This window comes from Bremerella sp. TYQ1, assembly GCF_020150455.1.
GTDB classification, from domain to species: Bacteria; Planctomycetota; Planctomycetia; order Pirellulales; family Pirellulaceae; genus Bremerella; species Bremerella volcania_A.
Genome location: NZ_CP083740.1, coordinates 123971 through 150144, shown reverse-complemented (window position 1 = coordinate 150144; position 26174 = coordinate 123971). Strand labels below are relative to the sequence as shown.

At 54.0% G+C, this 26174-nt stretch carries 21 protein-coding genes and 1 tRNA gene; 8 read left to right on the top strand and 14 right to left on the bottom strand.

Annotated features, from left to right (window positions below):
- Positions 1-124: 124 nt before the first annotated feature.
- Complete coding sequence (locus LA756_RS00565; protein ID WP_224437939.1) at positions 125-1696, bottom strand: M20/M25/M40 family metallo-hydrolase; 1572 nt, start codon at positions 1694-1696, stop codon at positions 125-127.
- A gap of 223 nt (positions 1697-1919) precedes the next feature.
- Between LA756_RS00565 and LA756_RS00560 the strand changes: the two genes are divergently transcribed.
- Positions 1920-2009 (top strand) — tRNA-Ser (locus LA756_RS00560).
- Between the two features lie 211 nt (positions 2010-2220).
- Here the strand turns inward: LA756_RS00560 and LA756_RS00555 are convergent.
- Complete coding sequence (locus LA756_RS00555) at positions 2221-3435, bottom strand: site-specific integrase (RefSeq protein WP_224437938.1); 1215 nt, start codon at positions 3433-3435, stop codon at positions 2221-2223.
- A gap of 23 nt (positions 3436-3458) precedes the next feature.
- Positions 3459-3704 (bottom strand): helix-turn-helix domain-containing protein, encoded by a 246-nt coding sequence (locus tag LA756_RS00550; RefSeq protein WP_224437937.1) that lies wholly within the window; start codon positions 3702-3704, stop codon positions 3459-3461.
- A 179-nt stretch (positions 3705-3883) separates the two neighbouring features.
- Between LA756_RS00550 and LA756_RS00545 the strand changes: the two genes are divergently transcribed.
- Positions 3884-5134 carry a hypothetical protein gene (locus LA756_RS00545; RefSeq protein ID WP_224437936.1) on the top strand — a complete coding sequence of 417 codons (1251 nt, stop codon included), beginning with the start codon at positions 3884-3886 and terminating at the stop codon, positions 5132-5134.
- Positions 5135-5862: 728 nt separating this feature from the next.
- Here LA756_RS00545 and LA756_RS00540 read toward each other — a convergent pair.
- Entirely contained in the window at positions 5863-7365 is a 1503-nt protein-coding gene (locus tag LA756_RS00540) for a TolC family protein (protein ID WP_224437935.1), read from the bottom strand.
- Positions 7366-7533: 168 nt separating this feature from the next.
- Positions 7534-7968: a hypothetical protein gene (locus LA756_RS00535; protein ID WP_224437934.1), complete on the bottom strand. Its 435-nt coding sequence runs from the start codon at positions 7966-7968 to the stop codon at positions 7534-7536.
- A gap of 947 nt (positions 7969-8915) precedes the next feature.
- Here LA756_RS00535 and LA756_RS00530 point away from each other — a divergent pair.
- The 4 genes from LA756_RS00530 (at position 8916) to LA756_RS00515 (ending at position 15158) form a co-directional block, all read left to right on the top strand.
- Complete coding sequence (locus LA756_RS00530) at positions 8916-10322, top strand: efflux RND transporter periplasmic adaptor subunit (RefSeq protein WP_224437933.1); 1407 nt, start codon at positions 8916-8918, stop codon at positions 10320-10322.
- Positions 10323-10334: 12 nt separating this feature from the next.
- Entirely contained in the window at positions 10335-13784 is a 3450-nt protein-coding gene (locus LA756_RS00525; RefSeq protein WP_224437932.1) for an efflux RND transporter permease subunit, read from the top strand.
- Between the two features lie 41 nt (positions 13785-13825).
- Positions 13826-14749 (top strand): hypothetical protein, encoded by a 924-nt coding sequence (locus tag LA756_RS00520; protein WP_224437931.1) that lies wholly within the window; start codon positions 13826-13828, stop codon positions 14747-14749.
- Positions 14750-14822: 73 nt separating this feature from the next.
- Positions 14823-15158, top strand: a complete 336-nt coding sequence (locus LA756_RS00515; protein WP_224437930.1) for a hypothetical protein — start codon at positions 14823-14825, stop codon at positions 15156-15158.
- A 202-nt stretch (positions 15159-15360) separates the two neighbouring features.
- Here the strand turns inward: LA756_RS00515 and LA756_RS00510 are convergent, their stop codons facing one another.
- From LA756_RS00510 to LA756_RS27085, 4 genes are all read right to left on the bottom strand, one after another.
- A complete protein-coding gene (locus LA756_RS00510) occupies positions 15361-16005 on the bottom strand; it encodes a YeeE/YedE thiosulfate transporter family protein (RefSeq protein ID WP_224437929.1) in 645 nt (214 codons plus the stop codon).
- Between the two features lie 20 nt (positions 16006-16025).
- Positions 16026-16619, bottom strand: coding sequence for a YeeE/YedE thiosulfate transporter family protein (locus LA756_RS00505; protein ID WP_224437928.1), 594 nt, complete (start codon positions 16617-16619; stop codon positions 16026-16028).
- Between the two features lie 26 nt (positions 16620-16645).
- Positions 16646-18046, bottom strand: coding sequence for a rhodanese-like domain-containing protein (locus LA756_RS00500; RefSeq protein WP_224437927.1), 1401 nt, complete (start codon positions 18044-18046; stop codon positions 16646-16648).
- 174 nt (positions 18047-18220) lie between these two features.
- Positions 18221-18352, bottom strand: a complete 132-nt coding sequence (locus tag LA756_RS27085) for a hypothetical protein (protein ID WP_261362070.1) — start codon at positions 18350-18352, stop codon at positions 18221-18223.
- On the opposite strand from LA756_RS27085, the gene LA756_RS00495 reads away from it, so the two are divergent.
- Together LA756_RS00495 and LA756_RS00490 are read left to right on the top strand one after the other, a co-directional pair.
- Positions 18351-19772 carry a TolC family protein gene (locus LA756_RS00495; protein ID WP_224437926.1) on the top strand — a complete coding sequence of 474 codons (1422 nt, stop codon included), beginning with the start codon at positions 18351-18353 and terminating at the stop codon, positions 19770-19772. The genes LA756_RS27085 and LA756_RS00495 overlap by 2 nt on opposite strands.
- 27 nt (positions 19773-19799) lie before the next feature.
- Positions 19800-21299 carry a copper oxidase gene (locus LA756_RS00490; protein WP_224437925.1) on the top strand — a complete coding sequence of 500 codons (1500 nt, stop codon included), beginning with the start codon at positions 19800-19802 and terminating at the stop codon, positions 21297-21299.
- A gap of 204 nt (positions 21300-21503) precedes the next feature.
- Here LA756_RS00490 and LA756_RS00485 read toward each other — a convergent pair whose 3' ends face one another.
- The 5 genes from LA756_RS00485 to LA756_RS00465 form a co-directional block, all read right to left on the bottom strand.
- Positions 21504-22538, bottom strand: coding sequence for a potassium channel family protein (locus LA756_RS00485; RefSeq protein ID WP_224437924.1), 1035 nt, complete (start codon positions 22536-22538; stop codon positions 21504-21506).
- A gap of 59 nt (positions 22539-22597) precedes the next feature.
- On the bottom strand, positions 22598-23425 hold the full coding sequence (locus tag LA756_RS00480) for a F0F1 ATP synthase subunit gamma (RefSeq protein ID WP_261362069.1): 828 nt from the start codon (positions 23423-23425) through the stop codon (positions 22598-22600).
- A gap of 70 nt (positions 23426-23495) precedes the next feature.
- Entirely contained in the window at positions 23496-25031 is a 1536-nt protein-coding gene (locus LA756_RS00475; RefSeq protein ID WP_315858337.1) for an alternate F1F0 ATPase, F1 subunit alpha, read from the bottom strand.
- Positions 25032-25071: 40 nt separating this feature from the next.
- Entirely contained in the window at positions 25072-25851 is a 780-nt protein-coding gene (locus tag LA756_RS00470) for a F0F1 ATP synthase subunit delta (RefSeq protein ID WP_224437922.1), read from the bottom strand.
- 22 nt (positions 25852-25873) lie between these two features.
- Positions 25874-26155: a F0F1 ATP synthase subunit C gene (locus LA756_RS00465; RefSeq protein WP_224437921.1), complete on the bottom strand. Its 282-nt coding sequence runs from the start codon at positions 26153-26155 to the stop codon at positions 25874-25876.
- Positions 26156-26174 lie beyond the last annotated feature (19 nt).

Below are 26174 nucleotides of genomic sequence, written 5' to 3'. Positions count from 1 at the left end.
TGGGGGCAGCCAAGCAATATGCAGCTATGGTAATGGCACGTGAATCAAGCGTCTTGGCGATATTCAACAGCGTGCGCGCCGGAAAATGACAATAAGGGCGCTTTTCGACAGACTTTCGGCAAACCTAAGATCCGTCACTCGATGAATCGTTATTTGCAGTAGGCAGAAGAGGACGGATCACCTCTAGCGGCAATTCCATGGTTAGCATGCGTCCTTCTCGGTCGACAAGCAGGGTCGTCGGTTGCTTGAATTGAGTGACAAGCTGCTTGAAATGGGCGCTATCGACAACTCGTTCGCCGTTGACTTCGTAGACGCGATCCAAAGGCTTAAGCCCAGCCAAAGCAGCAACCGATCCCGGCGTCACGCTAGTTAACATCACCGAGCCAGGCTCCGCAGGATCGTTCGTCCACGAAATACCAATTGGTGCAGGATGCAAATCCAAAGAAACATTAATTGATGTCGGCGATTCCTCGGAATCCCTTTCTACTTCAATCAAAACACTCTCTGGCGCAGCTTGAACTTGGGCCAAAAACTCGCGGGTCGTGGTAAATGGAATTCCTGCGAATGCGGTGATTCGATCTCCTGTTTTCAGCCCAGACTGATCGGCCGGCCCTTCAGGTGTAACAGCCGAAATGATGAGCTGGCCGTCTGACAGCTGCTCTTCAGGGTTCCAACGAATTCCAAGCCGGGAGCGCCCCACCGAACGAGCCACTTCGAATCGTTTTCGGTCCGATTCTGATTCCAACCGACAACGCGTACGAAAGGATGGAAAACTTGGCCGATTCGCTTCCGCCCAAGCTACTTGAGCAGTTAGTCGAGCGACCGCTTCGATTCCTTCGTGATTGATCAAATGAGCATCGTCTTGGGGACGATGGTACTCGCCATGAAGACCAGTGTGGAACATGAGCGTAGGAATCGACCGTGAATAAAATGTGTAGTGGTCGCTGTTGTCGGTCATCTCCCAGCGAAAATCGAGTTTCAGATCACTTGCCAAATTCGCGCGTGCTATTTCCTGTCGCAAGCCAGGCAGTGTTCGAGTGCCATAGACTTCCACGCCACTGGGCCGCAGCCTTCCAACCATGTCCAAGTTGATATAAAGACGAACTCGATTCCAATCAACAGTCGGATGCTCTACCCAGTACTTCGAGCCAAGAAGTCCCTTTTCTTCGCCATCCCAAAGGACGAACAAAATGGAACGCTTGGGCGTTGCCTTCAGCTTCGTGAGAGCTTCCACAACTTCCAGCAAAGCCGCTGTTCCGCTGGCATTGTCATCCGCGCCGTTATGAACATAACCAAAGGGTCCAAAACTATTGCTTCGATTGCCGTATCCAACGTGATCGTAATGAGCACCAACAACAATCAGGTCGCCATCATCGGGCCCCTCTTCACCTGGCAATACGCCCAAGATATTTCGATAGCCACCATGGAAGAGTTGGAAGAACGTTCCACCATCGCCGGCGGGCTTAAGTCCGTACTTGGAAAACAGCTGCTGCAAATAGTTACCTGCAGCCCTGCCGCCACGGCTGCCTGCCTCACGCCCTTCAAAGCTGTCGTCAGCCAAGATATCGACGTGGCGTTTCAAATCGTCCTTTTGGATCGTATCCATGGCTGCCGGAAGGGATAACTCTCCAGCAAACAAGCAACTCTGCCCAAACAGCCCTACAATCAGCAAAATCGACGCAAATCGTGTCAACATAAAACGTTCCAAGATAGACATTCCGACAATCATGCGTTTTCTGCGATTAAATTACAGAGCTTAGGTAATTCAGGGGCAAAATGACATCTATTTACAGGCCTGAAAGCATGGCCCCTAGATTTTTGTAACGCCTTTTCAGCGTAACCATAGGCCATATTAGGAAAAAGCGAAGTAGGTCCCGTTGAGGACGAGAGGAAAACGGTGTAGACTTTCGCTTTCCTCAGGAGAGATGGCAGAGTGGTCGAATGCGCCGGTTTGCTAAACCGGTGAACGGTGTAAAACCGTTCCACGGGTTCGAATCCCGTTCTCTCCGCTTCCCCTTTTCCGGGGCATTGCAAGTCGTTATCTGACAATGACTTACTGAAGCGTGTCAATGAATGCCACATCAACTGTGGCATTCATTGTGTCATTCAGGGCACTATCTAAAGAAGCGATCACACAAGTAACGGCTGACTCGCTTCCCTTAGCTCATACGGCACTTCCCTCTCTCTCACCACCGCAACGCGGTCATGGACAAGGTCAAATTAACTGGCCGCGGACACGCTGTCATCGGCCATAAACGATAGTGAATTCATGCGCTGCTGGGCTTGGTCATCTCGAAGGTGACGGTAGTGCTCGACCATCTTGCTGTCCGCGTGACCAAGCCAGTCCTGGACTTCGCCGACGCTTGCTCCACCACTCAATGCGTGGGAACAAAAGGCATGTCGGAATGAGTGTAGACGTCCGTCTTGGAATCCGATTTCGCCTTTCGGAGTGGGAAACGTGCTGGAGAGCGGCGTGATGACCTCTCGAATGAAAACTTCGAGGACCACGCGCGGGCGCAGCTGTCCCCCCTTTTGTGCCTTGAACACGTATCCACCAGCTTGCTCCCGGAGTGGCCTAAGGACCTCTTTCAGCTCCGGGTGCATGGGAATAACCCGGGATCGCTTTCCCTTGGTCGTCCGCACAGGCCCAGTGGTCTTTTTTCGACTTCGCGATCGTTCATCGACGACATGAATATGATTCGAGTCAAAGTCGATGTCTGACCACCGCAGGGATGCCAACTCACTAATTCGCATTCCGGTATAGGTCAGACCAAGGATCACCAATCGCAACCATTCTAATTCTTGTGCAGCCTCACACTGGCGCACCATGGCGGAAATCTCTTGCTTGCTATAGCAGTACGTGCTGGTGCCTTTTGGCTTCGGCAATTTAACACGAAGCCGCAACTGCTCTGGCAACATTTCCTCGTGAACCAGCCACAGGTTGACACCTTTGACCAGATTCAACTCGAAGAACACGGTACGAGCCTCGGCAACCCTCTCCCGCTCTTTTCCGAAAGCCACAAACTCTTGCTTACCGAACTGCTGCCACTCAGTGATCCCCTTCTTCTTCGCGAACGCTTCGTGGTGAGCCCGCACGGCTCGATATCGCTTCAAAGTTGCCGGCGAGACGCCACCCTGGACTTGCCCGCGATCACGATCATCGAGAAAAGCCTGCCATCCGTCTTCAATGGACACTTCCCCGGAACGACTGCGCCCCTCGAACTTTGGGGCGAGTCCATGCTCTTCGGCCTCGTGCCGATCCAGTTCCGTCAGGGCCTCCATCGCCTCGTCCCAGTCCTTGGTCCCCAGCGATCGCCGAATTCGGCCCACCCCTGCGACATACGTCGTTGCTTGGAGACAGCCGTCGTTCCGTTCATTGATACTCCACTCGAAGAAGTCCTTCTTGATCTTCGGATTCTTCGTCGGTTTCGGCATTCGCACCTACCTTTCTCAAAATGCTATTTCTTTCGCTTAAACCCGGCCTTAGGCCCAGGCCGCTCTGGGGCTGCCACCGGTCCTTGGCCAGGCGTCACGCAGTTCGGCGGGTGCTCAAGTGCGTCGCACTTAAAGAGCACACGCGAACCAGGTCCCCCTGGCTGAAGAAAGCCAATCTTGCCTTCACCTTTAAGCCGCCAGACCGTGGCCACCGAAATGCCAGCCACTTCGGCAAGCTCACTGGCGGACAAATATTTGCTCGATTTCATTCGAATCTCACTTTGTGAAACAGGCTGGAAACTCATCTGTTGTCTTCCGTTGTCACCATCATCTACAAAGGAGAACTGGAAAATAGGTCAGCGAGCTTGGAAGCTGACTGAACCTGTTTATGATCGTTGAATCTCGATGAATTCCGTGACCAACCACTGCTCAGACCCTAGAGCCTTTGATGCCATCCAAGAAAAAGATCAACCGGCCGAAAACACCGCTCAGCCCTCAGTCAGAAATGGAAATGATCTGGCGACACAACCTGTCTGAAAAAACGCTGTCCGACAGAGCCGACCAGATCCAAGCCATCCCAGAAGCACCCACTTTGTGGTCTGTAGCATCGACCGATGAGAACATGCCCTACTTCGAGCATGCGTTTGTCAGAAACCGTTACTTCTACACCTTGCCAAATTGGCTGTGCCGAGCCCTAGAACGCGGAGAGTTCTCAGACAAAGTCGATCAAGAGAAGATCGACATAGAAAGGCGTCTCTCACAGTGGACAGCCAAAACCAACCATGTCGCCGTCCACAACGGTCACCTGTACAACGATCCATATCTCAAGATCGAGTCGCCGGTGAGCTTTCGCAGTGAAGAAAGTACCCCGGATGATCAATCCAATTCGACGCCACCAAACACGGCGAGACTCGACAACGTAGCGCGTATCCGAAACGAAATGGCCAAACGCCCCTTCGTTCAGGCACTCCGCGGCTATCAGGGGTGGCTCATGTCCAACCCGCAGTTCCTTGAAGAATTGGACCATTTGCTACTCGAACACGAACCAGCAATTGAAGAGCACCAATTCGATGCTCAAGCGTGGTATATTCGTCTCCAAGTTGATTCGATGAGAAATCAAGACACGGTGCCGGTCGAACTTCCGCAATCACTGAGTTACTTTCAGGCGTTTCTGAGCCGGTGGCGACTCGCCAGACTAGCTGGCCCATCCTACCCGATCCCTCTGGGCCCCTTAGCAAGTGGCGTTATGGTCAAAGCAATGTTCGACCAACTTCAATCTTCGGGGGGATTCTTCTTTCTGCCTGACATTATCCCCATTCCTTCCCGAGACGAACTCCGCAGCCTGATCACGGGGGCTCTCTCGACCGAAGAAGATACCCAGCATCTTGCAGACTGGCGCCAACTCATCGACTCCAGCAAGCCAAATAAAACCGCTATCGACCAATACGCGCGGCGGTTCCAAGTACAACACTGCTGGCGGCTTTTGCACGAGCGTCACCCGGACGTCTTCTCCGGCAACCGGGGCAAGCTGCAAGATCTGCTTGCAAATGCCCTGGATACTGGCGTGAACTCGATCAAGGAAGACTTCCGGGCGTTTAAGAGGAGTCTCGGAGATAAATGGGAAGAGCGCGGATTCCAGCCACCCCCGCACATCTCCGATGGCATGAGTTCGGCAATTTCGCGTTATTCAGGTAGTTAACTTACTCCATCAAGTATTTATGACACAAAACAGGCCGAAATTTAGCGCGCGACATCCAGATAGCTAACCTCCCGCTCCGCTCTCATATCTCAATTCCTGTTTTTAGTTTTATGCCACGTTTTGGGCTCTAATTTAGCTTCTCAATACACCGTCATTCAGAGGCAAATCGTGGCCCGATCACCTAAGACGTTTTCAGGACATGTGTCGCCAGTGGCCAGTCCGATAAGTAGCTGAATTGGAGTTATCATAGTGAACCAACATATGCCTTCCGGTGCACCAATAAACCGTAGCGACCATTTCTGCTAAGTTAGCGTGACCGATGACCGATGGCTCAAATCGACTTCATTCTGACATCCCAATCGACATCCAATGCAGCTTCAGCATCAAACGGCCAAGCTAATAACTAAGCCCAACATGATGTGACAACACAACCAAGGCAAGGGCTAAGACATCGGATGATGAATTTTGGAATCCTTGATTGTGTTGTCTTTCTTCAATACGTTTCCTCACAAGGACTTACGAATCTTGTGTTCACATGGTTGGGCTCCGTCCTCCTTCATTTCGACGGCAACTGGCCTCGAAATGCGAAAACGGTCATCGCGAACTGGCATCTGGTTCTAACCTCTGGACACGCTCTCCTTGGTCGACTAACTAAAGTTGTTGTGAGTTATTCCAACGTCGCTAACTGCTCAACAATCGTCCTCACTTACTCTTCCGTCGACACGCTTCTACTGCTGGCTAAACGTCTGCCCCCGCAGACCATCTCCCAGGTTCGTTGACGTCGATGGATCAAGAGCACCGGTCAGCAGCAGGCCGTCGACCTTGGCGTGGGCCTGGGCCAGGTTGCCTAGCGAGTTCAGGTAGCCGATGTTCGTGTCGAAGTAGGTACGCCGGGCGATGAGGGTCTGGATGAACGAGTATTCGCCGGCTCCATAGGCTTGTTCGGCCAGGTCGAGGGTTTCCTTTGCCATCGGCAAGATCTGTTCTTCGTAGCGTTGGACGGCGAACTTGGCAGAGTCGTATTCCTGCGATACCTGGGCCAATCGCGACTTGAGAGACATCTCGATGCGTTTGACTTCGTGCGTGGCTCGGCTGAACTCATTGTAGGCCGCCGAAACGTTGCCCCGATTCTTGTTGTAAACCGGGATGGGTGCTCCGACTTGAAGTTGGATAAGCCCCGATCCAGTGGCGTTGTCGACGCCTGATTGCAAGTTGGCCGTAACGTTCGGGATGGTCTGCACCTCTTGCCGAGAGAGGTTACACTGGGCCAAGCGAACGCGGCTTTCAGCGGCACGTAGTTCGGGGCTGCTGCTTAGCAAGTTTCCGTAGACATCGTCCCAGGCGAGTTGCCCTGCTTTCGGATCAAGCTCGCCGGCAAGGCGCGTCGGGGCCATGTCAGGTACGCCAGCAGCTGCGGCCATCTCTTGCCAGGCTGCTTTCCAACGATACTCGGCTTGCTGCCGCATTACCTCCACTTCGTTCAGCTGAATCCGCGATTGCAGCAGATCGGTTTGGGTGCCTTCCTTGGCGTTGAGGCGGCGCTGGGCCAGGTCGATCCCCTTCTCTAGCACACCACTAAAGCCATCGATCAACTCCATTTGTCGCTGGGCGACAAGGGCTTGGGTGAACTTCAAACGGACGTCGGTCAGCACGCGATACCGCTGCGACTCAACATCCCAGCGAAACGCCTCCGCCGAATGTCCCAGCACGTTCTGATTCAATTGCAACTTGCCACCGGTGACGAACTCGCGTTCGACGTACAAAAGGTGTTGGTCGGTACCTTGGTCAGCAAGCTGAACGGCCATGTAGCCGACCTCGGGGTTCGCTTTACGGCCTACCTGGTACTGGTAATCCGACTCAGCTTGGGCCGTGGCTGACATTGCACGAACCGAGGGGTTGTTGAGCAGGGCCAGGTCTTGAATCGCTTTGAGCGTTATACCGTTGGCTTCGCTGGGTACGTCCGGTATGTGGATGCTTTCGGCTGAAGCAAGCTCGATATCAGCGTCTTGTAAGTGAGAGACCAGCTGAAGGTCATCCGCAGGAAGCGTTGGTAACGTGACGGTGCTGTCCTTTGCGATCGAAGTCTTCGGCTCGACTTCCGCTGGCTGAACCGGGGGGACTTCGACCAACGACGAGTAGTCGCGTGCGCGATCGCTTACGCATCCGGCGAGGCCTGCTCCACCGATGGCTGCGATAAGGAACATCTGAAACGTTTTCTTGGAAATTGCCATCTCGTCACCCCTGAAGTTTGGGCCAAATGTTTTCTTGCGGTCGGTAAATAACTTGGTAGCGCGGTCATGGCTTACAGCCCTGCCCAGAGCACTTCGGTTAGTCGTCAATCGAGAACCGTGCCATCTGCACTGGCTTCAGCTAGCTGGACGTTTTAGAGAAGGGTCGACTTAAGTTCGGAACGACCCACCCTGAAGAAACAGGGGTACATCAGAAATCGATCCAAGTTGGCGCATCGGATCAGGGAATGGTCGAGGGAGCCCCTTTCCATCCTGCACGATGGCAAAGCATTGCGGGTGTGCCATGTTTGGCTGCCACGATGATGCGACCAACTTCAAAGTGCCGGAACTGGAAATAGTCGCGGCCAGATCGCCAACGTACAGTGCGTCCGCATCGTGAGAACAATCATCAGGCGTGGGGGCCGATGGATGCTGGTGGTGATCGTGATGGTGGTGGCTGTGTTCGCCCCAGAGCGTCGAGAGATGCACGTGCCCATGATGGACATGACCTTCTTGCGCATCAGCACAATCCGCCCAGTGGACATGCGGCATCGGCTGCATGAGCATGCTGAAAGGGATCAGGATTAGTGCGATAAAACGGCTCATATCGGTTTCTTCGGCCGAATCTTCGCGAGAAACAACTACTTCTGATCTGATGAGGAAACGTGACGCAGAGCGCCCAACCTACCGTTTCAGGGCACCTGAGGTTCGCCGAACTCTCATGTAGATTCATCCACACGGCGGGTGCCAATTTGCAAAGAATTTAAAGCAACCGGTGAACCATCCTTAGTGCCTTCCCGTAAGAAAACGACAGCCGTTAGCGGTTATTTGACAGGGACTTACAGTGCGACAAGGTCTCAAGAGGATGAGGCTTACGACATCTTGAACCCGTTGGCTAGAAAGTTCCAGAAGCGGTAACGCTCCCGCTTGAACTTGCCGGACTTGCGACCTATTCTTAGGATACGTTTGTTCTGAATCTCAATAATTAAGTGTCTATGCGATCATTCACTTCCACATCTCTGATCCTCCTTATGCTCTTGGGGCAGGCCGTTGCTGCTGCACCCCATGTGCATACCGATGCGGTCGATGTGGAGCAAAGCTCGCACGCGTCCAGGGCACATATTCATCTTCATGCGGATCACTGCCATAACGATGAGCACGCTCATCACCATGAGCCGGAAGCCCCGGCCAGGCCGGCTTCCGATGAGCACGATGACGACGCCGTCTATCTACCCGAAATCGATCTAACGAACGCTTGTCTTTCGACTTCACTTCCGGAATTGGCCGCTATGGTTGCGGTGGTTCCTAGCGTCCATGACCACTCAGCTCTCGTTTGCGTGGATTCTATCGGAGGCCACTGGAACGTCTTAGACGACGGTGTGCGCTCTCAATGCGCGCTGTATGCGCAAATTCTCTCGATCCGCTGCTAGGGATCGGCTAGGCGTAATTCGCAATTTGCTGCGAGTGATACGCCTTCTAACGCTGCTTTGATAAAGCCTGATAGTCGGCTTGTTTTGCAGGGAACGTCCCTGCGTCCTCTGGAGTTTCGACCGATGCAATTGACGAAATTGTTGCGCTATGCCGTGGTGGCGATCGTTGTTCTAGCGATCGGGGCAGGCGCGTATATGACACAAGATCAGTGGGTGCCGCTGGTCGCTGGCGGGTCATCCGATGAGGATTCGGAACATGCCGAGGCTGAAGCACCGATCGAAGAGCCGAAGATGCTGAAACTATCGGAATCGGCCCGCAAGAACCTGAACCTAGTGGCCAAGCCGATCCGTTCTCAAACCTATTGGCGGACCATTCCGATCCCAGGCATTATCGCTGACCGGCCTGGCGAAACCGACCGAGGGATCACGTCGCCGGCCGTGGGAATCGTGACTGAGATCTTCGCTTACCCAGGTCAAACGGTACGACCAGGCGAGAAGCTGTTCACGCTGACGCTTTCCAGCGAATACCTTCAAAACACACAGAAAGAGCTGTTCAAAGCGACTAAGGAGAAAGAGCTAGTCCAGGAAGAGATCGAGCGATTGCGTCCGCTGGCCCAGAGTGGGGCCATCTCGGGTTCGCGAATCATCGACCTCGAAAGCAACAAGCGACGCCAGGAAGCATTGATCCAAAGCCATCGGCAGGATCTGCTCGCCCGCGGTCTGACGCTGGAGCAAGTCGACCAGGTGACCCAGGGGGAATTTGTGCCGACCGTTACCATCACGGCACCACCGGCCGAACAAGTGACCCATCCCGTTGCCAGCGTCGACGATTCGGAACGTGCCAGCAGCAACAACATGATCGCCTATGAAGTGCAAGGGCTGGAAACGGATCTCGGTCAACAGGTTCAAGCGGGGCAGCTACTCGCGACGCTCTCGAATCATCGCAACTTATACATCGAAGGGCACGCGTTTAAACGAGAAGCTCCATTCCTGGAAGATGCCGCGCAGAACGATTGGCCGATTACGGTCGAGTTTGCGGAAGATCACCCCGAACATTGGCCTGAGATGAAACAGGCGTTCACGATTCAGTACCTGTCCAACGCAGTTGACGCCGATAGCCGTACGTTCGATTTCTATATTCCGCTGACCAATCAGTCGCGTTTCTACGAGAAAAACGACGAGACGTTCGTGGTGTGGCGTTTCCGTCCTGGTCAGCGAGTCCGCTTGCATGTGCCAGTCGAGCAAATGCAAGACGTGATGGTCGTTCCCCGGGCAGCCGTCGTACGCGAAGGACCCGAGGCATTCGTGTTTCAGCAGAATGGCGACTTGTTCAATCGCGTTCCCGTGCAGGTGCTGCACGAAGATCGCTTGAACGTCATTCTGGCCGACGACGGCAGTATTACGCCGGGGTTGTACTTCGCCCAGAATGCGGCCGCTTCACTCAACCGTGTGCTGAAAGCCCAGGCTGCCAGCGGTATGCGTGCCGACGTGCACGTTCATGCGGACGGAACCGTTCACGCCTCCCACTAATTGGACCGATTCATGCTCAACGCGGTTATTCGATTTTCGCTGCAATATCGGCTGCTGATCATGGTGGTCAGCCTGGCGATGCTGGTCTACGGTTCCTACCTGGCCACGCAAATGCCGATCGACGTCTTCCCCGACCTGGACCGTCCGCGGGTGATCATCCTGACGGAAAGTCCTGGCCTGGCGACGGAAGAAGTCGAAACACTCGTGACCCAGCCAATCGAAATTGCCCTGCTGGGGGCGAGCGGTGTTCAGGCCGTTCGCAGTCAGTCCGCTGCCGGCCTGGCCGTCATCTACATCGAGTTCGACTGGGATACCGAAATCAAATCAGCCCGTCAGACCGTGCAAGAACGGCTGGCGACGCTCGACGGCGTTTTACCGGAAGGGGTCACACCGAAGATGACGCCTCCGGCATCGATCATGGGGCAGATCGTCGTCGCGGGGATCTACCGCCAAGAAGGTCCTCGTGGTGGCGAGTTGTACCCGATCGACAAGTCGTCGATGCTGGTCGAAGTAGCCGCGGATGAAAGCGGCCAAGAGTCGCTCCAGGTTTGGCGTCCGGTGATCCGCGATCAAGTCGATACTTGGGAGAAGGTCAACTTTGAATTACTTCGATGGGATGCTGCCCCTGCTGCAAGTGCTTTTCAGATTCAGCGCGATCCCTCGGCTGTTCTTCGCATTGCCGGCCAAACATACCAGGTTGATTTCCCTTCCGGCGAAGCCCGGCAGCTTTCCTTGCGAACCGTTTCCGACTGGGTCATTCGACCCCGCATTCTTAAAGTGACTGGCGTCGCCGAAGCGTTCATCCTTGGGGGTGACCGCAAGCAGTACCAGGTTCGCATCGACCCTACGGCTCTGCTTGAGTACGACGTTACGCTGCAAGAGGTCGAACAGGCCCTCAAGGAAAGCAACATCAACACCAGTGGTGGCTTCGCGGTGGAAGGAGAAACGGAGCGACCGATCCGTATTCTTGGGCGGCTCGGTCCTGAACCCGATCGCGTGCTGTACGACCTGAGCCAGGTACCGATTAAGTACGACGGAGACCGCCCGATTCTTCTAGAGCAAGTCGCCAAGATCACCGAAGGAGCCGAGTTCAAGCGAGGCGATGGCAGCGTCAACGGCCGGCCTGGTGTCGTGTTCACGATCGTCAAGCAGCCACACGTCGACACGCGTGACCTAACTGATCGCCTGGAAGCGGCCTTTGCCGACTCCGAGGCTTCTCTGCCAGCCGATATCGTGATCAATCCGGAGCTGTTTCAACTCCGTAACTTCATCGACCGGGGTATCTTCAACGTCGGCGAAGCGTTGATCATCGGGGCGACCCTGGTGATCATCATTCTGTTCCTCTTTCTGCTGAACTTCCGTACCACGTTTATCACGTTGACGGCGATTCCACTATCGCTGGTGATCACGACGTTCGTTTTTCGTTTGATTGGCTTCGTGTCCGGCACCGAGTTGTCCATCAACGTGATGACGCTTGGCGGCATAGCCGTGGCGATGGGGGAACTGGTGGACGATGCGATTGTCGACGTCGAGAACATCTTCCGCCGCCTGAAGGAAAACAACTCGCTGGAGAATCCTCGACCTGCCGTGCAGGTTGTGTACGAAGCGAGTAAGGAAATCCGTAGTGCGATCGTGTTTGGTACCGCGGTGGTGATCCTGGTGTTTCTGCCGCTGTTTGCCCTGTCTGGCGTGGAAGGCCGTTTGTTCGCACCGCTGGGTGTGGCTTACATCGTTTCGATTCTCGCCTCGCTGCTGGTCTCGTTGACGGTCACGCCGGTGCTGTCGTACTACCTGCTGCCCAACGCCCCGGCGACGCATGCCGAGCACGATGGCATCCTGCTGCGATCGCTCAAGTGGATGGCAAGCTACTTGATTCGTTTCAGTATGGCTGCCCCCACGCTGCTGCTACTGTTGACGTGGATCGCTGTTGGCTTTGCCGGCTGGGAGATGGCCAAACTGGGCAAAAACTTCTTGCCAGAGTTTGACGAAGGAAGCGTGCAGATCAACGTGACGCTTCCGCCTGGTTCGTCGCTGGACGCCTCGAACATGGCCTCTGGCCTGATCGACGCCAAGCTGCGCGAGATGCAGAAGTCGAGCGAAAACCCCGATGGGGCGATCCTCCACTTCGTCCGTCGCACAGGCCGGGCCGAGATGGACGAACACGCGTCGCCTGTGAACGCCGGCGAATACATCCTGAGTATGAACCCGGAAAGCCAGCACGAGCGCGACGAGATCATCGACAAGTTGCTGGAAGAACTGGGCGAAGAAGTACCAGGTATTTCGATCGAAGTGGAGCAACCGCTGGCCCACTTGATCAGCCACATGGTATCCGGAGTGTACGCTCAGATCGCGATCAAGATCTTCGGCGACGACATCGACAAGCTGCAAGAGCTTTCCGAGAACGTCAAGGGAACCATACAGCAAATCGATGGCATCACGCCTCCGGTAATCGAGCCGATCAAGAAGACCGAAGAGCTACACATCGAACTGCGTACGGACGACTTGGCTTTCTATGGCATCACACGTGCGTACGTGGCCAGCGTGCTGCAAACGGCCCTGCAAGGGGAAATCGTTTCCGAAGTTTTGGAAGGGCAACGGCGGTTCGACCTGCTGGTACGCCTGGAAGAAGCATACCGTACCGACTATGCCAACCTGGGACGGCTGCGGATCGATCTTCCCAATGACAAAGGACAGATCGAACTTCGCGAGATCGCCAACGTCGGTCCTGGCAACGGTCCCAATGCTGTCAACCGCGAGAACGCACGACGCCGGATGGTCATTCGCTGTAACACGCAAGACCGCGACCTGGCTAGTGCGGTCGCCGCGATTCAAGCAAACGTCGATCGTCAGGTCGACTTGCCGGAAGGTTACTTCATTGAATACGGCGGCCAGTTTGAAAGCCAACAGCGAGCTACCCGCACGATTGTCGTCCTGGCCGGCGTCTCGGTCGTGGGCATGTTCGTCGTGCTGATGGTTCTTTTCCCTTCGGTACGCGTTGTGCTGCAAATCCTCAACGCGTTGCCGACCGCTTTCATCGGTGGTGTGCTGGCCCTGGTGATCACCGACCAAACATTGACAGTTGCCAGTCTGGTTGGTTTTATTTCGCTCGGTGGGATCGCCGTTCGTAACGGTATTCTACTGGTGACCCACTACTTCCACCTGATGAAAGAAGAAGGGGAAGACTTTACCCAAGAGATGATTCTTCGCGGTAGTCTGGAACGCTTAGCGCCCGTGCTGATGACGGCTCTGACGGCCGGAATTGGCCTTTTGCCGCTGGTGATTGGGGGGCAGGAACCTGGCCGCGAAATCCTTTATCCTGTCGCTACGGTCATCCTTGGTGGCCTAGTGACATCCACCTTTTGTGAGTTTCTCATTCACCCCGGCATCTTCTGGAAATACAGCGGAAAGGATGCCCTGCATCTTGCCCGCCTGGAAGAGTCAGGCGAAGAGATCATTCCTTAACCTCGAACGTTGACGCCTCATTTACTAGAAGGAACGTACCCGTGAATCTTAACGTGAATTACAAAGTATGGCTTGCCGTCATGATTGCCGCGATTGGCATGTTGGGCTGCAAGAGCGAAACACCTAAGACCGGTGTGTCAGGCTCGGGCAACACAGCCGAATCAGACCACGGCCATGATCACGGCCCTGGCGGCCATAGTCATGACCATGGTGAAGAAGGACACGGTCACGCACCTGGCCCACACGATGGCACGCTGGCCGATTGGGGCGGTGGCAAGTACCACGTCGAGTTCACCGTCGATCACGACAAGCAGCAAGCAACTGTCTACATCCTGGGAGGCGACGAAAAGACGCCTGAGCCCATCGCGGCAGAATCGGTTTTGCTGACGATCAAAGACCCCAAGCTACAAGCCGACTTAATGCCCCAGCCGCAAGAAGGAGATCCGGAAGGCAAGTCATCGCGTTTCGTCGGAACCCATGAAGGCCTGGGCACCGTCAAGGAATACGAAGGCACCATGAGCGCCGCGATCGACGGAACTCCGTACGCCGGCAACTTCAAGGAAGAAGCCCACGGCCACGAGCACGGCCACTCCCATGGCGAAGATGATGCCCTCGTTTGGGAAGGGGAACCGAAAGAGCATGCCGGCATGGTCATCAAGCTGGGGCACCACGGTAAGCACCTGCACAAGGGTGAAGAAGTCGAGCCCGCCGTTTCGATCACCAAGGATGGCAAGCCAGTCGACAACGTCGAAGTCTTCAACGCCCTGGTCACCAAGGATGGCAGCACGGTCCTGGCGAGGGAAGTCGCCACCGTGTATGAGCCAGAAACCCCTGAGGAACCGGCTCACTTCGCCCAAGGCGGCCTGAAGATCCCAGCCGATGCTAATGCCGTTGCCATTCGCTTCCGCATCGTTCCAGCCGAAGGCGAACCGGTAACGTACGACGTACCGATTGCGGTTGAGTAAGTCTAGAAGATGAGAACAGGCCCACAGCCCACAAAGCTTGGGCCTTTCTCTTTTTACCAGGAAGGGTTTTCCCATGATCTTTCGCGCCATCATCGCCGGCCTCGTCGTCGCCGCCGTCTCGCAAATCGCCGACCGCTTCCCCCGGCTCGGAGCACTGCTGCTCACATTGCCCATCGTCAGCATCGTGGCGTTCGTGTCGGTCTGGTGGAAAGAACAAGAGCTGACCACAATCTCGAAACTAGCCCGCGAAACACTGATCCTCGTCCCGCTGGGTTTGCCATTCTTCGTACCACTGGCGTTTTCAGAACGTTTGGGTTTAGGCTTCTGGGGTGCATTTGCCTTGGGAGTTGCATTGGCGTCCGGTACGATCGGCTTCTGGTTTGCGTGGGGACCGACGTTAGACAACTAGTAATACCGTGAATACCCTACCGTAAACGGCTTGAAAGTCGTTTTATAGCAATAGCGTTTCGCGTACCCCGTGACTTCCGATCCCCCCGCAGGCCGACAGTTGCTATTAAACTTTGAACTGTCTCAATTCTCCGGGCGAAAGCACTCGGCCGTAATCTTCCAAGCAGAGTCACATTCATCAGGCTGCATGAGATCAGGTCGCCTTAGAAGCCTAAAACCTCGAGAAGCACGAGAATCAGGACGAGACCGGGAACCGCGAAAGCGATGAACGCTCCCTGCGAGATGCCCATTACGCTGTTTAGCGTCAACTTCCCGCAGTGCCCCCAGTTGGAGATAGCGGACTTATCAAATTTAGTGCTCATCGCATAAACGTAGGAGCCCAGCAAGAGTCCAACGATGCCTGACATCGCATCGAGATTACCCTGGCCGACAGCTGCTGCGTTAGTTCCGGGACAGTATGCCAACAGGCCGAATCCCACCCCGAAAATCAATCCGCCAAGGATGTTCGCACCGAGCTTTGTTTCATTGATGTGAAAATCAATGATGTTGGCCCGCCGAAGAAAATAGCTTCCGATCATCCCTACGATGATCGCCGTCATCATCACCTTCACGACCACAAAGTTTTCTAGCAGCAAAACTCCGATGAGAATGTCGAACTTCGCTACGCCTCCTTTTTGCAGTAGAAATCCAAACACCATCCCAAAAACCAGGCCAGCTGCCAGTTTACCAGGCGAAGCTTCCAGCCAACTCCATCCGGTGGTATCGGTGTGTGTCGACGATCCCGTCGGCGAAGTTGCAGTCGACGGTTGACTGCTCTGATCGGAAATAAATCCAGAAGTATTGTCCATGATTTAATCCTTCGTACGACCTACATGCGGTACATCAACATCGCCGAGGCAATTCCACCGACGAAGAAGCAAATCAGCGCGATCCAGGAACTGACGGCAAGTTGCAAAGTGCCGCTGATTCCGTGTCCGCTCGTGCAACCACCAGCCATTCTGGCTCCAAATGCCATCAGTGCGGCACCCGTCAGGGCCACTACCGTTCTAAGAAACGCACTATCGGAACCGAAGCGGGCAGCCCACATTTCCTGAAGATAGGTGCCGGTCAGTTCACCCCCTGACCACGCGGCGAAAAACGAGCCCAGGATCGCGCCAATCACGATCATGAAGGTCCAGCCGATCTGCGGTTTGTTGTCTCGATAATAGGGCAAAGAGGCGATGTGTTTCGGAGCAATCAATCTTCCGATGAGTCCAGCGGCATCGGAATAAGCACTCGAAGCACCTATCTTCTTGCCGGCGAATGCCAATGCGACAAGAACGAGAAGTCCGATAAGAACCCCGACTAGGTAAGGCGACCACGCTGGTTCAGGATACGGGTAGCGAGACGGTAGTTCGTCGGCCTTCACCAAAGATACCGGCAGCATCAACGCAACAAATGACAAAGTCGTTTTAATTTTCATGGCATGTCTCAGTGTCGGATAGCCGTTTACTTTTCCACCTTAAATCCAGCATTCTTCCAAGCCTGCATGCTCCCCGGCACATTGTAGGGGTACTTAAAGCCGTCTCTTTGCAGAATACTGGCAGCGATACTTGCGCGATAGCCGCTGCCGCAGTAGACGGCCACCGGCTCTTGCGGATCAAGGCCCAAGTTGTCGTCGAGACCATCTCGCATCTCGGCCACGAACTGATGCTTGGCCCCCTTGATCCGACTGCTTTCAAACTCGCTGGGGGATCGAACATCGAGCAATTGAAATCGGTCCAACTGTTTTGCCAACTGCTGTACGGAGAGTTGCGGCAAGGTCGTCAATGGCATCCCTTGCTTGCTCCAGGCCTTCATACCGCCGGCCAGGTAGCCCGTGAAATTAGTGTGCCCAACGTAGGCAAAATGCCACGTAATCCAATCAAGTTGAGTTTCGTCCTCCACAACCAGAAGGATGGGCTTTTCGTACGAAAGCATGTCTCCCGCCCAAACGGATAGCGATGGGCGATCACCGATATTAATCGCACCAGGAATGTGCCCACCGCCGAAGGCCAACATTTGGCGAGTATCGACAAGCTGAGACTTGCCGTCATCCATCGCTTGTTGGAATTCTTCGGGGGGTAAACCTGGTATCGAAGGCGCAGCTCCGATCCGTTTTTGTCCCTTCGCGTTTACCTTTTTCAAAATGGGATAGTGCTGGGGGACTGGGGGCGCTCCGTTTTGGACGAACCTCCGAAAATCTTCAAACGATTCATATTGAAGGAATTCGTTCGACCCTCGTTCGCGCCCAATCGTGCTCATAGGACGCTCGCCAATATCGGCACCACAAGCCGACCCGGCTCCGTGGCATGGATAAACGAGAACACCGTCTTCCAAATTCAAGTAATAGTCGCGGAGAGTGTGGAATAGCTGCTTGGTAAGCTCCTCAGTTTCATCCTCGCCCAGTAAGTCTGGGCGGCCGGCAGAGTTCACAAACAACGAGTCCCCCGTCAGTACACCCCAAGGGTTATCAACCTCGCCCTTGTCGGCCAGTTCGTACGACAAATGCTCAGGGGTATGTCCAGGCGTATGACGTGCGGTCAGCACAACGTTCCCAAATTCAAATTGGTCGCCGTGGTAGATTTTGTGAACGGGGAAATCATATTGAGCGTTCCCTTCTCCGCTCACGTAGATATCGGCTTCTCCTAGCCGGTGACTCAACTCCTGCGAGCCACTCATGAAATCGGCATGAATGTGCGTCTCGAAAATATGAGTGATGGAAACCCCATGTTTGCGGGCAAGTGTCACATAGACTTCAACATTCGGTCGAGGATCAACCACAGCGGCCGTTTGAGAACCGTTGTCGCCTATCAGGTAAGATAGCTCCGCAATTCCCTCAGTCTGGACCGTTTCGAAGACCATTGTCATGGGTGCGTCTCCTAGCAAGTCAGAGGCATTTCGTCCGCGAGATAGTCGACATTGTCGACTGCAAAACCCGTTCCTTACCGTCCTAATCATTTCGACAGTGCTGTCATTTCTTTATCGAATCACGCCGAACCGCTGGATGCTGGGTAACCCAAGTGTACCCATTTCTGATAACCGTCATGGCTTACCAAAGAAACGCTTGAAAAGAAGTGCCACGAGGGGTGTCAGTAGAACGACCTCGCACGACATGCCGAAGGTAGTGATATCGTTCGATCGATTCTCAGGATTGCCCTTTGGCAGAGTGCTCATGGACGCCTCCATACTTTCCAAGTTGCTTGGTTCCCTCGCGATTTCAATCGCCCTGCTGGCAATACCAGTACAGGGACAACAACTTGCTCCTACAGCACAGCAGACAATCGAAAAGATGCTGACCGAACCGCAGGACATTGGACTCGACACAGCAGCCCCAGGCACACGTTGGAATGGCTTGACCACCAACCAGGGCAATGCCACAGAGGTTCACACACTCAACGGAATGCTGGAACTCGCCGCTCGTAGCAATCCGACCATCTTGCAAGCCCAGTATCAAATCACAGGGCAATTGGCGAAAGCTCAACAAGCGGGCCTCTATCCCAACCCAATGATTGCTTATATCGCCGAGAACATCGGTGTCGAAGGTACCGCAGGCGAGTGGCAGGGTGCGGAACTCGAACAACGTTTCGTGACGGCCGGCAAGCTTCAGTTGAGCCGAGACAAGTACCTTCAGCGGGCCAAAGTCGCCGAGCACTTGGCTGTCGCTCAGCAGTTTCGCGTGTGCAACGATGTCCGCATTCACTACTTTAAGACACTCGCGGCTCAGCAGATCCTCGACCTCCAGAAAGAGCTTCTGAAGACGGCCGAAGATGATTTGGCGACGACGCGGGAAATGTTCAATGCCGGGCAGGCCAATCAAGTCGATCTCCATCGCGCCAACTCAGAATTGCGGCGACAGCAGCTTTCCGTTCTTCAAGCTGAAAATCGCATCCGTCGTGAGTTCCTCCAACTCAGCTCGCTTGTTGGCATGGAACTCGCCTTTTTGCCGCTATCGGGCGATCTGCGTACTGCGAGCGATCTCATCGATTACGATACCGTAGCACAGCGGGTGCTAAGCCAGAGTCCGGAGATTCTCGCCGCGCATTCCAAACTTAGGGAAGACCAGATCACAATCAATCGCGAGAGTGTGGAATGGGTACCCGATGTGATTGTTGGAGGTGGCGTCGGGCGTAACTTCGAGGCAAATGATACGACCGGAGCTTTGAGCGTTCGCATGGAGCTTCCCATCTACGATCGCAATCAGGGAACGTATCGTCAGGCTCAAGCCGATTACGTTCGGCAGCAGAAGGAGATTCTCCGAACCGAAATGGACCTCAAGATGCGACTGGCCATGCAGTACGAGACGTACCTGACTGCCGCTCAGCATGTGCTGACTTACGAGGAGATGGTTTTACCTCAGCTGAAGCAAGCTTATGCCACTTCGCTCCAAGGTTACAAAGAAGATCGCCTCGCCTGGCCCCATGTGCTGCACTCGTATCGAGACTACACGCTACGCCGGATCGAGTATACCGAACAGCTGCTTGCCCGCCGTACCAGTGAAGTATTGATTAACGGTTTTCTATTGCACGGTGGCTTAAATCCCGCTCCTGGGGCGACACCGCCTGGTCACTTGGATGCGACGCCGAATCCTCGCTAACCCACATCTTTCAGGAATCAACCGATCATGGAACGCGAGACCTCACCCCGTCGACAGTTTATCAAGTCTGGCATGCTGGCCGCAGCGTCTCTGGCCGCTGGGACGACACTTTCCGCGCAAGAGTCAGTTGATCCCGAAGAGGCAGCTACGCCTCAAGCCGGTCCTATCACATCGCCTCCAGTATCTGATGGCACAAAGAAAAGCCCCGTTCGTGATGAATACGATGGCTTCTCACGCTTCAAGCCAAGCCGCGGAAATGATCCTGATAGCGACTACTACCTCGGCAAGCTGGTTCCTGGGTTTCGCACAACCGAGGAGGGACCAGCACCGTTTATTGCCCCAGACCTGGAAAAGCTTCCCTACGTCATGAAAGACGGAGCAAAGCAGTTTGAACTGGTCGCGCAAAACGTCCGCCGTGAGTTCCTGCCGGGCTATGAAATGGATGTGTGGGGCTACAACGGTTCAATGCCTGGCCCGACGATCGAGGTAACCCAGGGAGATCGCGTCCGGATTATCGTCCACAACGAACTGCCAGAACCCACGACAGTTCACTGGCACGGCTTTGAACTGCCCGTCCAGCAAGATGGCTCGATGACGTTGACACAGAACCCGATCATGCCGGGCAAGAGCTACGTCTACGAATTCGACATACACGAGGAGGGGACCTTCTTTTATCACTCTCATGTCGCGATGCAGGAAGCGTTCGGCATGGTCGGCTGGTTCATCGTTCATCCCAAGAAGGTTTTTGATCCACCGGTCGATCGCGATTTTGGCCTGTTGTTTCAAAATTTTCACATCAAGGCTAATCAGACCATCAGCAATTCCTGGTCAATGGACTGGAATTGGCACACGATCAACGGTCGTAGTGGACCTTTTACGACACCGCTGGTCGTTAAACATGGCGAGAGGGTGCGTATTCGTTTGCTCGATTTTTCACCAATGCAGCATCACCCAATTCACTTGCATGGACATACGTTCTGGTTGACCGGCCGAGAAGGTGCTCGAACGCCAAAGTCGGCTTGGATTCCGCGCAATACGGAACTCGTCGGAGTCGCCCAGGCCGCTGAATTTGAGTTCATTGCGAACAACCCCGGCGACTGGATGTTCCACTGTCATATGGTCCATCACATGATGAATCACATGGTGGAACAAGTCGGGCCGCGGATCCGCGAAGGATCAAACGTGGATGCCTATATGACCAACCTGGATCAACGTCCTCCGGTCGACATGAAGCATTCTGAGGGCTTTGCCACCCCTGGCTACCCGCAAGGGATGCAGGGCATGCAGATGTCCGAGAAGTTCATGAAGGCCATCTGGTCACGTCGCGAAGTCCAAGGCATGCGAGCGACCTGGCCCAAGTCGGTTCACGGCCTGATGACCCTTTTGCGAGTCCTGCCGGACGATCTTTACCAACAGGTCATGGAAACCGATGACGTCCCCAAGGGAGCGATCTTTGAAGAGATCGTCCAACGCTTCGGTACGCCTGAGACCTATCAAAAAGCTCCCTTGATGAAGATGGGGCACTAGGGTTAACCCGGTTGAATCACAACTTGTCACAGAAACGCCGGTTCGACTTAACGTCGTTTGGCTTGACCTTGGCCGCGAATTTTACTCTGGATGGCCATGGAACTTAGCCTCTCTTGGAAGCAGGATAACTCTAGCCATAAATGACAATACCGCGCGAATAAGCGTTTTCAATTTCGTTCAAACGAGGAATTCACTTTCAAGCTCTCAATTGTCGGTCATTGTACAATGCGCTAATGACTCAAGATCAGCAAACCATTGCTTGCAATCATTCTGATAGGCAGCGACGAATACTTCCTCATCAAATCTCGCTCCTGTGTTGCAAGATTTCAAATGCTCTGCAATCCGGAGCGCTATGGTGATATCTTCTTGATTGCCCGGTACTCTACATATCACGAAATGCTCCATCGTATCTTCGAGTGTTTGCAAGCTGGAGTGCCAGAGCCGATCAGCCGGTTCCGGATTCTCTTTTTTAGATGCTGATTCATTCAAACTACGGAAAGCGGAAGATACTTCGAGACAGAATCGCAATATCCTGCTCATGGAGTACCGTTTCTCACGGAATCGAAAATAGTGCAAAGCGGGATAAAAGTGGTGTGATTCCAAGAGATCAGCAAGTCCCGACGCCAGTGTGAACATGTCTTGCTTGAGGAGCGAACCATCGTTAGTTGCGAGATAGCCCTTGAGATAGGCCAGGGTGTCACCGGTTCTCCCCATACGATAGTCGATCTCAGATGCAAATTGATTGCGTCGTTCGAGCGCACTGTAGACTGAGATAACGTAGGCTAGAACCAGCGTGAAGAAACTAAAACCGACAACTGCCGCCGTCGTTGTCACCATTTGAGCAAATGTCGTCTTTGGAACCAAATCACCTGTTCCCAGTGTCGTAATACAATACCCGGCGTAGTAGACAGCAGTGCCGAAGCGTTGATCGGTAACATCAGTGACGCTCACAATGCTTGTTCCAAGTTGCGGCCAAACGACCAAACTCACTCCGAGCAACAGAAGAGAGGCCCAAGCAGCTACCTGAATTACGATCAGTACCGGGCCACTGAAAAGCAAAAGCGTGCTCTCTGGACCAAGTATTCGCTGTGAAATGTAGTGATAGCTACGGTAGATTGCCGATGTAACGGGGCCATTGAAAGCGCGCGGGTAAAGAACGGCAACCCATGTTTCGAAGATTCCGACCAAGGCGATAATCACGCCACAAATTGTGATGATTAGACTTAACATGTTGCTCATTAGAGCTTTTGAATTCCACTTTTTGAACCACTACTCAACTCAGATAGCTTGCAGGCTCTTCAATTCTCAGCAAGTGCCTCAAAGCCGACCACGATGTCGAGCAGTTCTTCCGTGACCGCCATTTGCCGTTGTTGGTGAAACAGCCTCGTCAACTCCTCGATCTTGTCACCGATGTTTCGTTCGGCACCACGCATGGCAACCAAACGGCTGGCATTCTCGCTGGCGAGCGATTCTGCGCATGCGCGGTAAAGCGAAATGAAGAGATATTGACGAACCAAGGCAGACAGAAGCTGTTCGGGATTCATCGTGAAGGTAGGCAAGATCTTCGTGGGCCATTTTTCTTGCGTCAGAGACTTAAGCCAATGGCGGTCGATGGGCAGCAAATCGAACTTGCACGGAACATAAGCGGCCCGCGAGAGGTGTTGGCAATGAAACACCACGATGTGATCGACCACTTGGTTGCTGCTCCATCGATCAATATGAAGCAATAGCTCTTGAACAAGTGGTGTAATTCCGCTCAAGGAACTGGCGACCGGAAGCGTTACTTCCAGCCTCTGGCCGGCATCTTCGAGACGTGCCGAAACGCGACTTCCCACGGCCAGTATCGTTCGATCTTCGGAAGCACAATCTCCCGAATCCATTTGTTTCAACGCATACGCAGCTATTTGATCGTTGAGCTGGCCGCACATTCCTTGATCGGAACCAAACACGATTGCTCCCAGTGAATGTTGGGCCGACTCTCTGGCCAATACCGCCCGGCCACTGCCCTGGCTTAAGACAACGCGAAGTCCCAATTCTACGGTACGCCGATATTCGGCTAAGGATTCGACTGCGTTCTCCAACTGACGAATGTTGACGGCCGCCAACGCTTTCATCGTACGTACCACCGAGTGCAAATCTTCAGTAGTTTGGATACGGCTCTTAAGTAACTCGACAGTTTCCAAAAGGGAAGCTCCTTTACTTTTCGATACGCGAATTCCCTGACGCTTCACGGGCCATTTGGAGGATCAACTCGTAATCCTCTGGCGCAACAACTAAACCTGACTCTAAACGCCTGCTTAGTTCGGGTAATGTCTTCAACATTGCCTCTCGGATCCCACTCTCGATTTGGCGGACCACACGGAGAGGCTGTTCGTCAAAGACCCCGCCATTAACAGCCACAAGCACAGCGATTTGCTCGGCCACAGAAAGTGGATGGTACTGGGGCTGCTTGAAAATCTCGCGCACACGACGTCCTCGTTCAAGCGTCTTCCGAGTCTCAACATCTAATCGAGTTCCGAAGCGTGCAAAGCTTTCCAACTCCTCGAATTGCGCGTACGACAATCGCAAGTCCCCTGCGACCGTGCGAAAGGCTCGGAGTTGGGTCTTGCCGCCAACTCGTGAAACGGATTTGCCGATATCCACAGCAGGCAAAATCCCCTTGTCGAAAAGCGAGGGGGTTAAGTAGATCTGACCATCCGTAATCGATATCAAATTGGTCGGAATATAGGCAGATAAGTTTTCTGCCTCTGTTTCGACGATGGGCATCGTCGTTACCGAACCACCGCCGAACTCTTCTCGCAAGTGTGTACTACGTTCCAACAATCGCGAGTGAACGTAAAAGATATCTCCGGGAAAAGCCTCTCGTCCCGGTGGACGGCGAAGCAATAAAGACAATTCTCGATATGCCCGCGCGTGTTTCGTAAGATCATCGAGCACAACCAGCACATCACGCCCATGCTGCATGAAATGTTCCGCAATGCTCATCGCGGCATACGGCGCAACGTACTGTTCTCCCGGGGGATGATCTTCGGTCGTGGCAACGACGACGGTATGCTCAATTGCCCCGTAGGCTTTCAGGTCCTCAATGACCCGTGCCACGGAAGAACTACGCTGCCCGATCGCACAGTAGACACACAGTACCTGCTTGTCGCGTTGGTTGATCATCGCGTCGACGGCAATCGCAGTTTTGCCCGTTTGCCGGTCGCCGAGTACCAACTGTCTTTGGCCACGCCCGATGGGAATCAACGTATCAATGACTTTGATTCCGGTCTGAAACGGAACCGTAACGGGAGCTCGATCCATGATGGCAGCCGCAGGACGTTCTACTGGAAGGCGACGAACGGCTCGAATTGGCCCTAGTCCATCAATGGGTCGACCGATGCCATCGACTACACGCCCTAGAAGCGTTTCGCCAACTGGTACGTCAAGTACACGCTGTGTCCGTCGAACTTCGCCCCCAGCATGCAATCCCTTTGCTCTATCGAGCAAGATCACCCCTACCTCGTCTGGATCGAGATTGAATGCCATACCCAGTCGATCTCCTGGAAACCGAACGAGCTCTTGGGACTGGACGCCTGGCAGCCCGTCGACTCCTACAATACCGTTGCCGACGAAGCTAACCCGTCCCACTTCCTCAGGAGCAAGTTGACGTGGACTCACATTTCGGACACGTTTCAATAGGGCAAACGTTTGATCAAGAACGTCATGAAGTGTTTCGATTGATGGATCCATGATCTTGCCAACCGGTTCTACAAATGCCTATTTCACCGAATCATGCGTTTGAGGCCGAGGCCAGCGTTTCTTCTTCCAGGGCAGCATGCAGACTTTCCTCGAGACCCGTCAGGTAGTCGTCTAGTTCCCATGCAAGCTTGTGGGAATTGGTCTGGATCGCGATGCCGCATATCAACGCGGGTGCTTGCTCGAAAGTTACTTCGATGGAATCCACAAACCGAGTCCGCAGGGTTTCCGCAATACGCTGCTGGAGGTCTTCAGGCAACGCGAATGCCGATTGAACGACAACTGTGTTCTCGCCTTGCCGAAGCGATGCCATGACCTCATTTCGTTGGGGATCTCCCAACTGATTCAACAACACAATGAATTTCTCGGCGATGCGTCGCTCCAATTCGGTATCAGCCAAGTCGTCCAATACGCGACGCGCGACAGCAAATACTTCCTCGGACGCACGTCGCCGCAAGTCACGCAAGAACGATGTTGATTCTTCCCGAATTGCCGCAGACCAACGGGCCTTGACCTGATCGACTTCTTCTCGCACCTTCGCGGTGAGTTCCCGTCGGTGTACTTCTACTTCTTCATGAACTCGAACCAGTTCCTCTTGCCGCTGGTCTTCTAACTCACGGTTGTGTTGCTCAGCCAAGTCTCGTTGCTGTTGAGCTTCCTCTTTTGCCAAGTTGACCTCATCCCAGCTACTGGCAATCACCTGTTCCCTTTTCTCCATGGCCTCGATAACACGACCATAGAGGAAGTACTTCAGGAGCCCTACGAGAATCAGGAAATTGACAATCTGGGCTACAATGGTGAACCAATCAATCACTTGCCAACTCCTAGTAACCCCGTCAGTTTGCTGTTGTTGCTGGAATCACGTAGTTCCAAACAGGATTCGCAAACAGCAAAATCATGGATACAACAAAGCAATAAATGGCCGTGGATTCGACCATGGCTAACCCAACGAAGAGAGTTCGCGTAATTCGGTTTGCTTCATCAGGCTGCTGAGCGATCGCGCTGAGTGCCTGGGCAACGGCGCGGCCTTCTCCCAGTGCTGGCCCGATTGAGCCAATCGCAATCGTAATGCCTGCGGTAAAGATCGACGCCATGCCGATAAGTCCAACGTTGTCCATCGAATCATTCCTTTCTTTT

What these genes read in the sequence shown, in the direction of transcription:
- LA756_RS00500 (WP_224437927.1), bottom strand. Translation starts at nt 18,046, where the DNA reads ATGACAATGGTCTTCGAAACGGTCCAGACTGAGGGAATTGCGGAGCTA.
- LA756_RS00495 (WP_224437926.1), top strand. Translation starts at nt 18,351, where the DNA reads ATGGACGCCTCCATACTTTCCAAGTTGCTTGGTTCCCTCGCGATTTCA.
- LA756_RS00525 (WP_224437932.1), top strand. Translation starts at nt 10,335, where the DNA reads ATGCTCAACGCGGTTATTCGATTTTCGCTGCAATATCGGCTGCTGATC.
- LA756_RS00550 (WP_224437937.1), bottom strand. Translation starts at nt 3,704, where the DNA reads ATGAAATCGAGCAAATATTTGTCCGCCAGTGAGCTTGCCGAAGTGGCT.
- LA756_RS00540 (WP_224437935.1), bottom strand. Translation starts at nt 7,365, where the DNA reads ATGGCAATTTCCAAGAAAACGTTTCAGATGTTCCTTATCGCAGCCATC.
- LA756_RS00485 (WP_224437924.1), bottom strand. Translation starts at nt 22,538, where the DNA reads ATGAGCAACATGTTAAGTCTAATCATCACAATTTGTGGCGTGATTATC.
- LA756_RS00530 (WP_224437933.1), top strand. Translation starts at nt 8,916, where the DNA reads ATGCAATTGACGAAATTGTTGCGCTATGCCGTGGTGGCGATCGTTGTT.
- LA756_RS00475 (WP_315858337.1), bottom strand. Translation starts at nt 25,031, where the DNA reads ATGGATCCATCAATCGAAACACTTCATGACGTTCTTGATCAAACGTTT.
- LA756_RS00490 (WP_224437925.1), top strand. Translation starts at nt 19,800, where the DNA reads ATGGAACGCGAGACCTCACCCCGTCGACAGTTTATCAAGTCTGGCATG.
- LA756_RS00465 (WP_224437921.1), bottom strand. Translation starts at nt 26,155, where the DNA reads ATGGACAACGTTGGACTTATCGGCATGGCGTCGATCTTTACCGCAGGC.
- LA756_RS00565 (WP_224437939.1), bottom strand. Translation starts at nt 1,696, where the DNA reads ATGTTGACACGATTTGCGTCGATTTTGCTGATTGTAGGGCTGTTTGGG.
- LA756_RS00515 (WP_224437930.1), top strand. Translation starts at nt 14,823, where the DNA reads ATGATCTTTCGCGCCATCATCGCCGGCCTCGTCGTCGCCGCCGTCTCG.
- LA756_RS00555 (WP_224437938.1), bottom strand. Translation starts at nt 3,435, where the DNA reads ATGCCGAAACCGACGAAGAATCCGAAGATCAAGAAGGACTTCTTCGAG.
- LA756_RS00510 (WP_224437929.1), bottom strand. Translation starts at nt 16,005, where the DNA reads ATGGACAATACTTCTGGATTTATTTCCGATCAGAGCAGTCAACCGTCG.
- LA756_RS27085 (WP_261362070.1), bottom strand. Translation starts at nt 18,352, where the DNA reads ATGAGCACTCTGCCAAAGGGCAATCCTGAGAATCGATCGAACGATATC.
- LA756_RS00505 (WP_224437928.1), bottom strand. Translation starts at nt 16,619, where the DNA reads ATGAAAATTAAAACGACTTTGTCATTTGTTGCGTTGATGCTGCCGGTA.
- LA756_RS00545 (WP_224437936.1), top strand. Translation starts at nt 3,884, where the DNA reads ATGCCATCCAAGAAAAAGATCAACCGGCCGAAAACACCGCTCAGCCCT.
- LA756_RS00535 (WP_224437934.1), bottom strand. Translation starts at nt 7,968, where the DNA reads ATGAGCCGTTTTATCGCACTAATCCTGATCCCTTTCAGCATGCTCATG.